Genomic DNA, 14339 nt, shown 5'->3' on the forward strand with positions numbered 1-14339 from the left:
GAGTCGGCGGTGGCAGTACCAGTCGACCCACTCGGCCGTCGCGAGTTCGACTTGGCCCCTTCGCCGTGCGCCAGGAGGTCCGCGACGCTCAGCCGAGCAGGCCGCCGATGGGGTTCTGCCCGCCGCCGGACGTGCCACCGGTGGAGCCGCCGCTGTCCGAGCCGCCGGTGGAACCGCCGCCCGTGCCGGTGGTGCCGGAGGAGGACGGGCCGGAGCTGCTGGACGGGGGCTGCTGCGGGACCGTCTGCTGCGGGATCTGCCGACTGGTGCCGGTGCCCTGGGTCTGGCTGGGCTGACCGGCACCGGCCGCCTGGCCGGACTCGCGGACGGTGCCCGCGGCGGGCACGGACGGTGCGGTGGAGGGCGTCGTGGCGATGCCGCTGCGGGACGGCGAAGGGCGCCGGCCCTCCGGCGTGTGCGAGGCCCGGCCGCTGTGGGACTCCTGCGGGAGCGGGGAGCCGGGGAGTTGGTTGGTCGGGTCGCCGTTCGGGCCGGGCACGGTGACGACCTCGGAGGAACGGACCGCGCCGCCGAGCACGGAGCCCACGAGAAGGGTGAGACCGACGACGACGGAGGCGACGACGGCGCCCCGGCGCAGCACCCGGCGGCGCAGGTCCCAGATCGCCGAGCGCGGGCCGAGCCTGCGCCAGGCCTCACCGGCGAGCCGTCCGTCGACGGAGTAGACCGGCGCACCCGCGATGATCAGCGGGCTCCAGGCGGCGAGGTAGATGATGTCGGGCGCGTCGTAGGCGGCGACGGTGCGCCAGCTCACGGTGACCAGCAGGGCGGCGGACAGCAGCGCGCCGACCGAGGCGGCGACCCGCTGCCAGAGGCCGAGGACGGTGAGGACGCCGACGACGACCTGGAGGAAGGCGACCGTGAGTCCGGCACCGACGGGGTGGGAGAGCGCGAAGTCGCGCAGCGGCTCGGCCAGCGCCCAGGGGTGCAGCGAGGTCAGCCACTTGACCATGGAGCCGCGGTCGCCGCCGTCGAAGTAGACGGGGTCGCAGAGCTTGCCCATACCGGCGTAGATGGAGATGAAGCCGAGGAAGACCCGCAGGGGCAGCAGCACGACGCCGAGGTTCATCCGGCGGCCGGGGTAGTACGCGTTCCGTACGGAGTCGCTGCCCTGGCGCGCGCTCCGGGCCTCGGTCCCGTCGTCGAACCCGTCCTCGTCGTACGCGTCCTGTGCGTACGGGGCGCTGTCGGCGATGTCGTAGGCGCCGACCGCCTGGCGCATGGGCGGCAGCAGCGGTCCGTTGTCGTAGCGGCCCGGCTGGTGGGGGGTGGTGATGAGGGGGTTGGGCTGGGTCTCTTCGAGGAGGTCGAGGACCTGGGTGCTGCCCGTGCCGAGCCCGCCGTCGAACTCCGGGGCGGCGTAGGTGTCGTACCCGGTGGCCGGACGGCCCGCGGTCGAGTTCCGTACGGCCTGGAGGAGCCCGGTGGCGCCGGGGTCGCCGGGGGCGGACCTGCCGCTCCACACGACGGGCGAGCGCCTGCCGCGGGCCGCTCCTGCGCCGCTCATGGCGGGGATCCTGGGTGCGCCGGCGGGGGCCAGACCGCGCAGCCGCGGGCGCTGGCCGGGGGCTAGCTGCACCCGGAAGCTGGCGTGGTTGACGATGACCTGCGCAGGGTCGCAGTCCACCTTGGTCATGCTCAGGGCGGGTTGTTCGTCGAACCGAGGCGTTCTGGTGTCCACACTCATCTAACCGAGTGATGTGTGATTAGGACACTGCCTTGACGGGCCCGATCTGTCCGAGACCCGTCAATGGGTTCCGGCGGGGGCGCCAGGGCCCTGTCCGCCGGGCCGACCCTGGTCGGCCGCCCCCGGCCGGGCGGACTTCAGGCCCGGCGCCGTGCGACCTCGTACAGGACGATGCCGGCCGCGACGCCCGCGTTCAGCGACTCCGCGCCGCCCGGCATCGAGATGCGGACCCGGTAGTCGCAGGTCTCGCCGACGAGGCGGCCGAGGCCCTTGCCCTCGCTGCCGATGACGATGACGACGGGCCCGGCGAGCTCCTCCAGGTCCTCGACGGTGTGCTCGCCGTCGGCGGCGAGACCGACGACCGTGAGGCCGGCCTTCTGGTAGCCCTCCAGGGCGCGGGTCAGGTTCGTCACCCGGGAGACCGGCGTACGGGCCGCCGTACCGGCCGAGGACTTCCAGGCGCCCGCCGTCATCCCGGCGGCGCGCCGCTCGGGCACGACCACGCCGTGGCCGCCGAAGGCGGAGACGGAGCGGACGATCGCGCCCAGGTTGCGCGGGTCGGTGACGCCGTCGAGGGCGACGATCAGCGGGTCCTCGCCGTTGTCGTGCGCGGCGGCGGTGAGGTCCTCCGGGTGCGCGTACTCGTACGGCGGGACCTGGAGGACGAGGCCCTGGTGGTTCAGGCCGTTCGTCATCCGGTCCAGCTCGGGGCGCGGGGCCTCCATCAGGTTGATGTTGCCGCGCGCACCGGCGAGCTGGAGCGCGTCGCGGACCCGCTCGTCGTTGTCGATGTACTGCTGGACGTAGAGGGTCGTCGCGGGGACGCCGTCGCGCAGGGCCTCGTAGACCGGGTTGCGGCCGACGACCATCTCGGACGTGCCCTTGACGCCGCCGCGCCGGGGGGCGGGGCGGCGGGCCGCGGCCTGCTTGGCCTGGGCGTTGGCGATGCGGTTCTTCTTGTGTCCCTTGCGGGCGGAGGCGGGCGGCGTCGGGCCCTTGCCTTCGAGGCCACGGCGACGCTGCCCACCGCTGCCGACCTGCGCGCCCTTCTTGTTGGACGTGCGGCGGTTCCTGCGCTGGCTGTTCCCGGCCATGACCTACCTGTTTCGTTGCTTCTCAGACATGCGTACGTAAGTGAAGTGTGCCGCCCGGAACGCCGGACGGCACACGGTGGGGACTACTGGCGCGGGCCGAGTGTCCACCGCGGTCCGGTGGGGCTGTCCTCGATGACGAGTCCGGACTGGTTGAGCTGGTCGCGGATGGCGTCGGCGGCGGGCCAGTCCTTGCGATCGCGGGCCGACTGCCGCTGGTCGAGCACGAGGCGTACGAGCGTGTCGACGACGCCGTGCAGATCGTCGCCGCGGTCGCTCTCGCCCGCCCAGTGCTCGTCGAGCGGGTCGAGACCGAGGACGCCGAGCATCGCACGGACCTCCGCGAGCCGGGCGACCGCGGCCTCCTTGTCGTCGGCGGCGAGAGCGGAATTGCCCTGGCGAACCGTGGTGTGGACGATCGCGAGCGCCTGCGGGACGCCCAGGTCGTCGTCCATCGCCTCGGCGAAGGCCGGCGGCACCTCGGCGGCGGGCTCGACCGTCTCGCCCGCCTTCTCGGTGACGCGCTGCACGAAGCCCTCGATCCGCGCGAACGCGGACTCCGCCTCGCGCAGGGCCTCCTCGCTGTACTCGATCATCGACCGGTAGTGCGGGGTGCCGAGGTAGTAGCGCAGCACGATGGGCCGCCAGGTCTTGACCATCTCACTGACCAGCACGGAGTTGCCGAGCGACTTCGCCATCTTCTCGCCGGCGATGGTGACCCAGGCGTTGTGCACCCAGTACTTCGCGAAGTCGTCGCCGTACGCCTTGGCCTGGGCGATCTCGTTCTCGTGGTGCGGGAAGATCAGGTCGATGCCGCCGCCGTGGATGTCGAAGGCGGTGCCGAGGTACTTGTGCGCCATGGCGGAGCATTCCAGGTGCCAGCCCGGCCGACCGCGGCCCCAAGGGGTCTCCCAGCTCGGCTCGCCGGGCTTGGTCGCCTTCCACATCGCGAAGTCGCGCTGGTCGCGCTTGCCGGTCTCGCCCTCGCCGGACGGCTGGCGCAGATCGTCCAGCTCCTGGTTGGAGAGCTCCAGGTAGCCGGGGAACGAGCGCACGTCGAAGTAGACGTTGCCGTCGGCCGCGTAGGCGTGACCACGTTCGATCAGGCCGCGCATCATCTCGATCATCTCGGGGACGTGGCCGGTGGCACGGGGTTCGCAGGTGACCGGGAGGCAGCCGAGCGCGTCGTAGCCGGCGTTGAACGCCCGCTCGTTCTCGTACCCGATGGCCCACCAGGGGCGGCCCTGTTCCGCCGACTTCGCGATGATCTTGTCGTCGATGTCGGTGACGTTCCGGGCGAACGTGACGTCGTAGCCGCGGTACTCGAACCAGCGGCGCATGATGTCGAAGTTCAGCCCGGACCGGATGTGCCCGATGTGCGGGGCGGCCTGGACGGTCGCGCCACAGAGGTAGATCGAGACACAGCCCGCTGTGAGCGGTACGAAGTCACGGATCTGCCGGGCGCTGGTGTCGTACAGGCGAATAGTCACGCCTCAAGGGTAGTGGGCGCGCACCAGTGCCCCGCGACCCCTTGGGGGATCACGGGGCGAAGTTCGTGCCGGCGAAGCGTCTCAGATGCTTCCGACGACCTTGCGCGGGGTGATCCGGACGACCACGCGCTGGGCGTCGTCGGCGGAGGCGGGGTTGAACTCCGCGTACTTCCTGCCGGTGTACTTCACGGACAGCTCGTCGATGAGCTCCTCGCCGCCCTCGGTGGTCAGGGCGGCGGTGCCGCGGATCTCGGCGTAGTTGTACGGGGCGGCGAAGGGCTGCACGACGACGGAGACCCGCGGGTCGCGGTTCAGGTTGCGCTCCTTGCGGCGGCCGACCGTCGTCGAGATGAGCACGTCGTCGCCGTCGCGCTTGACCCAGACGGGGGAGACCTGGGGGCTGCCGTCGGGCTGGATGGTGGCGACGGTGACGAAGACGGGGGTGTCGAGAAGCGCCTTGAGCTCTTCGGAGAGTGCGGCGGTCATGGCGTACGTCCTCCCAGTGGGATCGGTGGTGCTTCTACCCGTACCCCAACCCCGTTTCATCGCTCCCGCTTCCCGCTCCTGCCCACCGGACGGGTCAAGGCGCGCGCGGCGCCCCGCCGGCGGCACGGCGGCGGGGTGACGCCCGGCGGACCGGGCCGGGCGGCTGGAGCGGCGCCCCGGTGGCGGCGCTGCCGCCGGGTGCAACAAGGTTGTGGACCCGGAGTACCGGCAGGTCAGGGCCGTGAAGGGGTCAGCCGGTGCGGTAAACCAGCGCGGTCGCTATCCCGGCAAGGCCCTCGCCCCGTCCGGTGAAGCCGAGCCCGTCGGAGGTGGCGGCGGAGAGCGAGACGGGCGCCCCCACGGCGGCCGACAGCACCTTCTGAGCCTCGTCGCGTCGCTTGCCGATCTTCGGCCGTGCGCCCACGACCTGGACGGCGACGTTGCCGATCTCGAAGCCCTCGGCCCGCACGATCCGCGCCGCCTCGGTCAGCAGGGTCACACCGGCGGCGCCGGACCACTCGGGCCGCCCGGTTCCGAAGTGCTGCCCGAGGTCGCCGAGCCCGGCGGCCGAGAAAAGGGCGTTGCACGCGGCGTGCGCGACGACGTCGGCGTCCGAGTGCCCGGCCAGACCCGGCCCCTCGCCCTCCCACCGCAGCCCCGCGCACCACAGCTCGCGGCCCTCTTCGAAGGCGTGGATGTCGGTACCGATCCCGACCTGCGGGATCACAGGACCGGTCCGTTCCTCAGAAGCCATCGTTCGCCCTCCTGCGTGCGAGTACCGCCTCGGCCAGCACCAGATCCAGCGGCCGGGTCACCTTGAACGCCTCTTCGTGCCCGGGTACGACCACGACGGGCGCCCCGAGCTGCTCCACCATGCCCGCGTCGTCCGTCGCGCCCTCACCGCTGACGGCGACGGTGGCGTGCGCCCGTACGAGCGTGTCGCGGTCGAAGCCCTGCGGGGTCTGCACGGCACGCAGCCTGGCCCGCACGGGCGTCCCGAGCACCGGCTCCGGCTCCCCCGGCGCACCGGGCTCGACCTCCTTGACGGTGTCGGCCAGCGGCAGCGCGGGGACGACGGCGGGCGCCCCGTCGCGTACCGCCTCGATCACCGCGTCCACCGTGTCGACCGGCACCAGCGGGCGCGCCGCGTCATGGACGAGTACGGCGGAGATGCCTTCCGGCAGCGCGTCGAGGCCGAGCCGTACGGATTCCTGGCGGGTGTCGCCGCCGGGCACGACGAGGTAGTCGGTGCGCTCGGGCAGGGCGTGCTCGTCGAGCAGGTTCTTGACCTCGGGGGCGCCGTCCGGCGGCGCGACGACGACGACCAGGGAGACGGAACGGGATGCCGCCATGGCCCGGACCGCGTGGATGAGCATGGGCGTTCCGCTCAGCGCGCGGAGCGCCTTGGGGGCGCCCGGACCGAGCCGTACACCGCGGCCGGCTGCGGGAATCACGGCGGCGGTGCGGTACGGACGCGATTGATCAGACATCGGTTGCACTCCGAAGCTTCGGCATGTTTGTTTCCACAGCCGACGTGGGTATGGCCAGAAGCGAGCCGGGCGCCACGCCCCGACTCGACCGGGCCCTTTCCGTGACAACCGGTCGATTCGGACAAGCCGCACCGGCCGCTCGGGATCGGCTACACAAGATCGCGAGCAACGTATCGGGGGTATCACCGATGAGGCCAACGCATCGGTGAGTCGAGACGTAATCCGGACAGGCCGCGTCAGAAATGAGACACGCCGCGGCCTGGTTCAGACATGCCGCGGCGCCCGACGACATACCGTGAATACGGTTGTCAGCGGGCACCGCGGCATATTGATTACGACACGGCACAAGCCGGTTCAGGACGCGAGAACCTCGTCGAGCAGAGCCTCGGCCTTGTCTTCGTTCGTGTTCTCCGCGAGAGCGAGCTCGCTCACCAGAATCTGGCGAGCCTTGGCAAGCATGCGCTTCTCGCCTGCGGAGAGTCCACGCTCGCGCTCACGACGCCACAGGTCGCGAACCACTTCGGCGACCTTGATGACATCGCCGGAGGCGAGCTTCTCGAGATTTGCCTTGTAGCGCCGGGACCAGTTCGTCGGCTCTTCGGCATACGGCGCGCGAAGCACCTCGAAGACCCGGTCCAGTCCCTCCTGCCCGACCACGTCGCGCACACCCACGAACTCCGCATTGTCCGCCGGCACACGAACCGTCAAGTCGCCCTGGGCGACCTTGAGCACCAAGTAGGTCTTGTCCACGCCTTTGATCTGGCGAGTTTCGATAGCCTCGATCAGCGCGGCCCCGTGATGGGGATAGACCACGGTGTCGCCAACCTTGAACGTCATGTGACAGGTACCCCTTCCGTGGCTATCAAGGGTAACACGAGAACTGCTTCTCCTGAATGGCGTTTTCGCAGGTCAGGGCATATCTCGGGGCTTGACAACAGCAACACGCACGTGCTGCGGAAGGTTCTCGGAGGGTGGTATTCGCAGGTCGGAGCGGTTGTGCGGGCAGGGCGAAACACACACGTCGCACACATCCGAACCACCCTCCAAAGGGGTCGAACGTCCCGTTTTGCCGGATTCCAGATGGTGAACTTTCCGTACTCCGTTCGGAGATCGATCACCCGTACGGAGGTAAGTGCCGTTGATCAATGGAATTGATCAACGGCCCCGCGCGATCGGTTATGCGCACAGAATGCGCCACGCTCCATGAATTGATCACCGGTGATATGTGAACGGCACCTGTCGGCCCGTTTCCGCATGCGCGGCACTCCGCCCATTACCGGATCCGCAGGCCCGGCCTGATCCAAACGAGACGCCGTAGGGGCGGGTCGGGTGCGAGGCGGGTAGGGCGGCTCGGTAGCCTAAGGCCGCTGACACACCCTTAGGGCGGCTTTACGTCGCCCACCTCCCGTCCGCAGTCCGAACGTTCAAGGAGTTGCCGCCGCCGTGAGCCGCAGCCTTCGACACGGCGCCCTCGCCGCCACAGCCATCGTTTTCTCGATCGCCTCGCTCACCGCGTGCGGTGCGGGCAATGACGCAGCGACGCTCAAGGTCAGGCCGGACTCTGCTGCCACCACCATCGGTGACATCAGCATCCAGAACGCGAACGTCATCACCCAGCCCGAGCTCACCGCCGAGGGCCCGGCCGTCGTCTCCGCGACGCTGTTCAACAACGGCACGAAGCCGCAGACCCTGGAAGCAGTCACGCTGCCGGGTTCGAGCGCCTCGGTCCAGCTGCACGCCGCCAAGGGCTCCGGACAGGTCGTGGTCCCGGCCGGCGGCTCGGTGGTCCTCGGCGGCAAGGGCAACGCCGCCGCCGTGATCGAGAACAGCCGCGAGGCCGCCAAGGCGGGCAATATGCAGCCCGTCGTCTTCAAGTTCAGCTCGGCCGGCGAGGTCCCGCTCAACGCGGCCGTCGTGCCGGCGGAGAGCTACTTCACGGACTTCGGCCCCAGCACGCTGCCGGTGGCTCCGCAGCAGTCGGCCGAGTCGACTCCGACCGACTCCGCCTCCGGCGCACCGGAGGGCGCCGGCGCCCCGGGAGAGTCGGGGAGCGACAAGACCACCCCGAGTGACGCCGCGTCCGCCTCGGCGGAGTCGAACTGACCGCACGCGAACCGCACGCGGGCGCATGACGCGCCGATACGCGGACGAACGGCGGAGGGCGCCCCCCTTTTTTTCGGGGGGCGCCCTCCGCCGTTCGCGTACCCGGGGGTCTACGGCTCGAACTTGTACCCCAGGCCCCGCACCGTCACCAGGAAGCGGGGAGCACCCGGGTCGGGCTCGATCTTGGCGCGCAGCCGCTTGACGTGGACGTCGAGGGTCTTGGTGTCGCCCACGTAGTCCGCGCCCCACACCCGGTCGATCAGCTGCATGCGGGTCAGGACCCGGCCCGCGTTGCGCAGCAGCATCTCCAGCAGGTCGAACTCCTTGAGCGGGAGGTCGACCTTGCCGCCGGCGACCGTGACGACGTGGCGGTCCACGTCCATCCGCACCGGGCCCGCCTCCAGGGCGGCCGGCGTGACCTCCTCCGGCTCGCCCCGGCGGCGCAGCACCGCGCGGATCCGGGCGACCAGCTCCCGCGAGGAGAACGGCTTGGTCACGTAGTCGTCGGCTCCTATTTCCAGGCCGACGACCTTGTCGATCTCGCTGTCCTTCGCCGTGACCATGATCACGGGGACATTGGACCTGCTGCGCAGCTGACGGCAGACCTCCGTGCCGGGCAGGCCCGGCAGCATCAGGTCGAGCAGCACGAGGTCGGCGCCGTTGCGCTCGAACTCGTCAAGCCCGTCCGGGCCCGTGGCCGCGATGGCGACCTCGAAGCCCTCCTTGCGGAGCATGTAGGACAGGGCGTCGCTGAAGGATTCCTCATCCTCGACGACGAGCACTCGGGTCACGGAAGGACCTCCGGGGCAGGGAATGGTTCAAGGGTGTCGGGGTGAGCGGGTCCACGGGGGCCCTCGTCGCCTTTGACGACGGGCGGTCCGTCCGAACTGCGGTCCCGTTCCCGTACGGAGCCCGCTTCGGGCAGCCGCAGGGTGAAGGTGGAGCCCTGGCCCTCCGAGCTCCAGACGGTGACCTCCCCGCCGTGCGAGGCGGCCACGTGCTTCACGATGGCGAGGCCGAGGCCGGTGCCACCGGTGGCCCGTGAGCGGGCCGGGTCGACGCGGTAGAAGCGTTCGAAGACCCGCTCGCGGTCCTTCTCCGAGATGCCGATGCCCTGGTCGGTCACGGCGATCTCGATCTGGTCCCCGCCCGGCACGGACAGTCGCCTGGCGGCGATGCCCACTCGGGTGCGGGCGGGGCTGTAGTTGACGGCGTTCTCGACGAGGTTGCCGAGCGCCGCGGCGAGCTGGCCGCGGTTGCCCCAGATACGGAGCTCCGCGGTGCCGCCCGCAGCCATGGTGATCTGCTTCGAGCCGGCCTGCTGGCGGCAGCGGTCGATGGCCTCGGCCACCAGCTCGTCCACCCGGACCGGTTCGGCGTCCTCCAGCGGGTCGTCGTTCTGCACCCGCGAGAGGTCGATGATCTCCTGTACGAGGTTGGTCAGCCGGGTCGCCTCGACCTGCATCCGGCCCGCGAAGCGTTCCACCGCCTCCGGGTCGTCGGAGGCGTCCATCACGGCCTCCGAGAGCAGCGAGAGCGCGCCGACCGGGGTCTTGAGTTCGTGGCTGACATTGGCGACGAAGTCGCGCCGTACCGCTTCTATCCGGCGGGCCTCGGTGAGGTCCTCGACCAGCAGGAGCACCAGCCGGGAGCCGAGCGGGGCGACCCGGGCGGAGACCGCGAGGGCCTCGCCCCGGCCCGTACCGCGCCGGGGAAGATCCAGTTCGACCTGGCGTATCTCGCCGTCGCGCCGGGTGTCCCTGGCCATGTTCAGCATCGCGTCGACGGCGAGCCGTCCGCCCCTGACCAGTCCCAGCGCATAGGCGGCGGAGCTGGCCTTGACCACGCTGTCGCTCTCGTCGAGCACGACCGCCGAGGAGCTGAGCACGGAAAGGACCGTGTCCACCCCGGGCGGCAGGGGCGCGTTGCTGTCGGGCCGCATGGAGGTCCGCGTCGGCTTCCTCTGGTCGCGCTCGCTCCAGCGGAACGCGAGCATGGCGATCACGCCGGTACACGCACCGCCGATCGCCGCAGCTGCGGCGACAGCCGCGTTCACGTCCATACGTCAAGGTTATGCGGGTCCGAGAGGACTCTCCCAGCCATCCGAGTGCGTATCCGAACACTCGTCGCCCAGAGTTCACCGAGGGGCAAATGTTGGTTCACTTGGGCGGCCGGAAGCCGACGCGTACACCACTCAGGGTGGCAGCGTGGGGTTCGAACCGTGCCCCGGCCTTACACAGAGGACTGGAGAGGGACTTCCATGCGTGACGCGTACCACGAGGAACTCGACTCGATCGGCGAGGGGCTGGTCGAGATGGCCCGTCTCGTCGGGTCGGCGATCGGCCGGGCGACGACGTCCATGCTCGATGCCGATCTCAAGCTCGCGGAGAGCGTGATCGCCGCCGACCAGAAGGTCGACGACCTGCAGCACGACCTGGAGGCGCGGGCCATCGCCCTGCTCGCACGCCAGCAGCCCGTGGCGACGGATCTGCGCATCGTGGTCACCTCCCTGCGGATGAGCGCCGACCTGGAGCGCTCGGGCGACCTCGCCCAGCACGTCGCCAAGCTGGCCCGGCTGCGGTTCCCGCAGTCGGCGGTGCCGCACGACCTGCACGCCACCATTCTGGAGATGGGGCAGCTGGCGCAGCGCCTGATGGCCAAGGCCGCCGAGGTGATCGTCACCAAGGACGTCGATCTGGCGCTCCAGCTGGAGCAGGACGACGACGAGATGGACCTGCTGCACCGCACGCTCTTCCAGCACCTGATGGACGACCGCTGGAAGCACGGCATCGAGACAGCCGTCGACGTGACCCTGCTCGGCCGCTACTACGAGCGCTTCGCGGACCACGCGGTGTCGGTCGCCAAGCGGGTCGTCTACCTGGTGACGGGCGAGTACGCCGACGAGATCCAGCAGCAGACGCCGGTGGAGGGCGCGTAGGCGCACATGGGCGCATCGGGTCGCACAAGTGTTTCTGCGCGCATGCGCCGTTGATGCGCCCGCCGGTGTGGGCATCCAATGGGGTGGGGCGGCACGCCTTTGTCCGTACGCCCCGGTCGTACGCGCGTCCTTGTGGCGTACGGCCCTGTTGTATGCCTTGAGGAGGAACCATGGCCGATTCCCCCACTACCGACCCCCAGCAGGAGGCGCCCGCCGAGGTGGTGCGCCTGACCCTGCTCGGCGCCTGCGGCTGCGGCTCGGGCTGCGGCTGCGGCTGCCAGTCCGGGGCCCCGTGCCAGTGCGGTGGCTGCTGCGGCTGACCGGCCGCAACGGTATGCCGGGGGCCTGTCCGGCCCTGATCCGCCGGACAGGCCCGAGTGCGCCCCGCGCGGGGCAGTTCGTCTCCGCGCGGGGCGCCGCCGTGTGCGGGGCGGCGTGTATGTGCGGGGCGACGCGTGCTGGGCGGGTGCGTGGGACGCCGTGTGCGGGGCGACGCCGTGTGCGGGGCGACGCGTACGGGGAGGCGGCTCTCAGACCGTCCGCTCGACGGCGGCCTCGGCCCCCGGAGCGGGCTCTCCCCCGCCGCTCTCCGCGACCCGGTCGGCCTCGGACGTGCCTCGGCCGACCTCGGTCGCCGCGCCGTCCCGGCCCGGAAGGTTCTCCCGGCCCGGAAGGTTCCGCATCAGCAGCCAGTACCCCAGCGCGGCCCCGGTCCCCAGCACGGCGCAGGCGCCCCACAGCCACTCGGCCCCGAAGCGGTCGATCACCAGGCCCGACATCAGCGGCGCGATCAGCGCGGCCGCGGACCACGACATCGTGTACATGCCCTGGTAGCGGCCGCGGCCCCGGGCCGGCGACAGCCGGACGACCAGACTGCTCTGGATCGGCGAGTTGACGATCTCGGCGACCGTCCAGACGCAGATGGTCAGCGCGTAGACCGCGACCGACCCGGCGAACACGGTCAGCCCGAACCCGTACCCCGCCAGCAGCGACGACACGACGAGCAGCCGGCGCGGGTCGCGGTGCTGGATGAAGCGGGTGACGGGGATCTGGAGCACCACGATCAGCACCCCGTTGACGGCGACCGCGGTGCCGAAGTCGGAGCTGGAGAACCCGTCGGCCCCCATGGCCACCGGCAGCCCCACGTACCCCTGCTGGAAGATCAGGGCGATGACGAAGGACAGCCCGACGACGCTCATGAACCGACCGTCGCGCAGCACCGTGGAGAGCCGGACCTCCTCCGCACCGTCGTCGACCGCGCGCCCGGACACCACCGGCTTGTCCGGCCGTGTCTCGGGCACCTTCATGAAGACGACCACGGCGCAGGCCAGCGTCATCGCGGCCTCTCCGAGGAACCCGGCGAGATAGCTGTACTCGGCGACGAACCCGGCACCGGCCGACGAGACGGCGAAGCCGAGGTTGATGGCCCAGTAGTTGAGCGAGAAGGCCCGCACCCGGTCCTCGGGCCGGACGATGTCGGCCATCATCGCCTGCACGGCGGGCCGCGACGCGTTGCTGGCCATGCCGACGAGGAAGGCGACCGCCGCGATCGCCACCGGGTGGACCATGAACCCGAGCACGGCCACGGACACGGCCGTCGACGTCTGTGCGATGAGCATGGTGGGCCGGCGGCCGAGCCGGTCGGTCATCACCCCCGCCCCGAGCGAGGAGACGACCCCGCCGAGCCCGTGCAGCGCGGCGACCAGGCCGGCGTACGAGGCCGAGTAGCCCCGGTCCAGGGTCAGGTAGAGCGCCATGAACGTGGCGACGAAGCCGCCGAGGCGGTTGACCAGCGTGCTGGTCCACAGCCACCAGAACTGTCTGGGGAGCCCGGACACGGATTCGCGGGCGGCCCGTCCGAGACCGGCGACAGACATACGGAATCCCCCCAGGGAAGTACGGAACGGACGCGGTGGGTAAGCGGCCCTGCTGCTGTCCGAACGTTACGAATCCTGGATTCCGGTCCGCCACTCAATTGACGCCGGCCGTCAATCGTCCCGCTCCCGGCCGCCCGCCGAGCCCGCCCCGTCCGCCCTGTCCGCCCTGTCCGTCCCGTCCGTCCTGCCCGCCCTGCCCGCCCTGCCCGCCCTGTCCACCCTGTGACCGGCCGTACGAAGCCCGTACGGGTTCGATTACGCTCGGGCCCATGGCCGACGCACCGTACAAGCTGATCCTCCTCCGCCACGGCGAGAGCGAATGGAACGCGAAGAACCTGTTCACCGGCTGGGTGGACGTCAACCTCACGGAGAAGGGCGAGAAGGAGGCAGTCCGCGGCGGTGAGCTGCTCAAGGACGCCGGTCTGCTCCCCGATGTGCTGCACACCTCCCTCCAGAAGCGCGCCATCCGCACCGCGCAGCTCGCGCTGGAGTCCGCGGACCGCCACTGGATCCCGGTCCACCGCACCTGGCGGCTGAACGAGCGCCACTACGGCGCCCTGCAGGGCAAGGACAAGGCGCAGACGCTCGCCGAGTTCGGCGAGGAGCAGTTCATGCTCTGGCGCCGCTCCTACGACACCCCGCCGCCCGCCCTGGAGGACGGCACCGAGTTCTCGCAGAGCGCCGACCCGCGCTACGCGACGATCCCGCCGGAGCTGCGCCCGCGCACCGAGTGCCTCAAGGACGTCGTCGCCCGCATGCTGCCGTACTGGTACGACGGCATCGTCCCGGACCTCCTCGACGGCCGGACCGTCCTGGTCGCCGCCCACGGCAACAGCCTCCGGGCCCTGGTCAAGCACCTCGACGGCATCTCCGACGCCGACATCGCGGGCCTGAACATCCCGACCGGCATCCCGCTCGTCTACGAGCTGGACGCCGACTTCCGCCCCCTGAAGCCGGGCGGCACGTACCTCGACCCGGACGCGGCGAAGGCCGCCATCGAGGCCGTGAAGAACCAGGGCAAGAAGAAGTAAGCAGCGCCGGAAGCGCCTGACGCTCCGGACGAGCCCCCTACCTGCGGTTTCTCCGCGAGTAGGGGGCTTGTCGCTGTGCTGGGGCCGTCCCTGGGCCGTCAGGCGTCATCCTGGCTTCTCCACACGGC

At 70.8% G+C, this 14339-nt stretch carries 14 protein-coding genes; 4 read left to right on the forward strand and 10 right to left on the reverse strand.

What is annotated here, in order from left to right; genetic code table 11:
* Positions 1–88 precede the first annotated feature (88 nt).
* From ACWCQ6_RS23255 to ACWCQ6_RS23285, 7 genes are all read right to left on the reverse strand, one after another.
* Positions 89–1705: a DoxX family membrane protein gene (locus ACWCQ6_RS23255; protein WP_451092079.1), complete on the reverse strand. Its 1617-nt coding sequence runs from the start codon at positions 1703–1705 to the stop codon at positions 89–91.
* Between the two features lie 137 nt (positions 1706–1842).
* Positions 1843–2799: a 23S rRNA (guanosine(2251)-2'-O)-methyltransferase RlmB gene (rlmB, locus tag ACWCQ6_RS23260; RefSeq protein ID WP_189545694.1), complete on the reverse strand. Its 957-nt coding sequence runs from the start codon at positions 2797–2799 to the stop codon at positions 1843–1845.
* Positions 2800–2882: 83 nt separating this feature from the next.
* On the reverse strand, positions 2883–4286 hold the full coding sequence (cysS, locus tag ACWCQ6_RS23265) for a cysteine--tRNA ligase (protein ID WP_451092081.1): 1404 nt from the start codon (positions 4284–4286) through the stop codon (positions 2883–2885).
* Positions 4287–4367: 81 nt separating this feature from the next.
* The gene (locus ACWCQ6_RS23270; protein WP_451092083.1) at positions 4368–4772 is read right to left on the reverse strand and encodes a PPOX class F420-dependent oxidoreductase; all 405 of its coding nucleotides are present in this window, start codon (positions 4770–4772) and stop codon (positions 4368–4370) included.
* Between the two features lie 250 nt (positions 4773–5022).
* Positions 5023–5526: a 2-C-methyl-D-erythritol 2,4-cyclodiphosphate synthase gene (ispF, locus tag ACWCQ6_RS23275; RefSeq protein WP_451092085.1), complete on the reverse strand. Its 504-nt coding sequence runs from the start codon at positions 5524–5526 to the stop codon at positions 5023–5025.
* Complete coding sequence (gene ispD, locus ACWCQ6_RS23280) at positions 5516–6262, reverse strand: 2-C-methyl-D-erythritol 4-phosphate cytidylyltransferase (RefSeq protein WP_451092087.1); 747 nt, start codon at positions 6260–6262, stop codon at positions 5516–5518. Before ispD ends, ispF begins: the two co-directional genes overlap by 11 nt.
* 354 nt (positions 6263–6616) lie before the next feature.
* A complete protein-coding gene (locus ACWCQ6_RS23285) occupies positions 6617–7099 on the reverse strand; it encodes a CarD family transcriptional regulator (RefSeq protein ID WP_006380568.1) in 483 nt (160 codons plus the stop codon).
* Between the two features lie 606 nt (positions 7100–7705).
* Between ACWCQ6_RS23285 and ACWCQ6_RS23290 the strand changes: the two genes are divergently transcribed.
* Positions 7706–8365: a copper chaperone PCu(A)C gene (locus ACWCQ6_RS23290; protein ID WP_451092089.1), complete on the forward strand. Its 660-nt coding sequence runs from the start codon at positions 7706–7708 to the stop codon at positions 8363–8365.
* A gap of 110 nt (positions 8366–8475) precedes the next feature.
* Here ACWCQ6_RS23290 and ACWCQ6_RS23295 read toward each other — a convergent pair whose 3' ends face one another.
* Both ACWCQ6_RS23295 and ACWCQ6_RS23300 read right to left on the reverse strand, forming a co-directional pair.
* Positions 8476–9156 (reverse strand): response regulator transcription factor, encoded by a 681-nt coding sequence (locus ACWCQ6_RS23295; RefSeq protein WP_072487966.1) that lies wholly within the window; start codon positions 9154–9156, stop codon positions 8476–8478.
* A complete protein-coding gene (locus ACWCQ6_RS23300) occupies positions 9153–10427 on the reverse strand; it encodes a sensor histidine kinase (protein WP_451092091.1) in 1275 nt (424 codons plus the stop codon). Before ACWCQ6_RS23300 ends, ACWCQ6_RS23295 begins: the two co-directional genes overlap by 4 nt.
* A gap of 198 nt (positions 10428–10625) precedes the next feature.
* Between ACWCQ6_RS23300 and phoU the strand changes: the two genes are divergently transcribed.
* On the forward strand, positions 10626–11303 hold the full coding sequence (gene phoU / locus ACWCQ6_RS23305) for a phosphate signaling complex protein PhoU (RefSeq protein WP_451092093.1): 678 nt from the start codon (positions 10626–10628) through the stop codon (positions 11301–11303).
* Between the two features lie 170 nt (positions 11304–11473).
* Positions 11474–11623, forward strand: a complete 150-nt coding sequence (locus ACWCQ6_RS23310) for a hypothetical protein (protein ID WP_451092095.1) — start codon at positions 11474–11476, stop codon at positions 11621–11623.
* 210 nt (positions 11624–11833) lie between these two features.
* Here ACWCQ6_RS23310 and ACWCQ6_RS23315 read toward each other — a convergent pair whose 3' ends face one another.
* A complete protein-coding gene (locus ACWCQ6_RS23315; RefSeq protein ID WP_451092097.1) occupies positions 11834–13180 on the reverse strand; it encodes an MDR family MFS transporter in 1347 nt (448 codons plus the stop codon).
* Positions 13181–13449: 269 nt separating this feature from the next.
* Here ACWCQ6_RS23315 and ACWCQ6_RS23320 point away from each other — a divergent pair, with 269 nt between their 5' ends.
* Positions 13450–14211 carry a phosphoglyceromutase gene (locus ACWCQ6_RS23320; protein WP_451092099.1) on the forward strand — a complete coding sequence of 254 codons (762 nt, stop codon included), beginning with the start codon at positions 13450–13452 and terminating at the stop codon, positions 14209–14211.
* Positions 14212–14339 lie beyond the last annotated feature (128 nt).

The organism is Streptomyces sp. NPDC001880 (assembly GCF_053594575.1).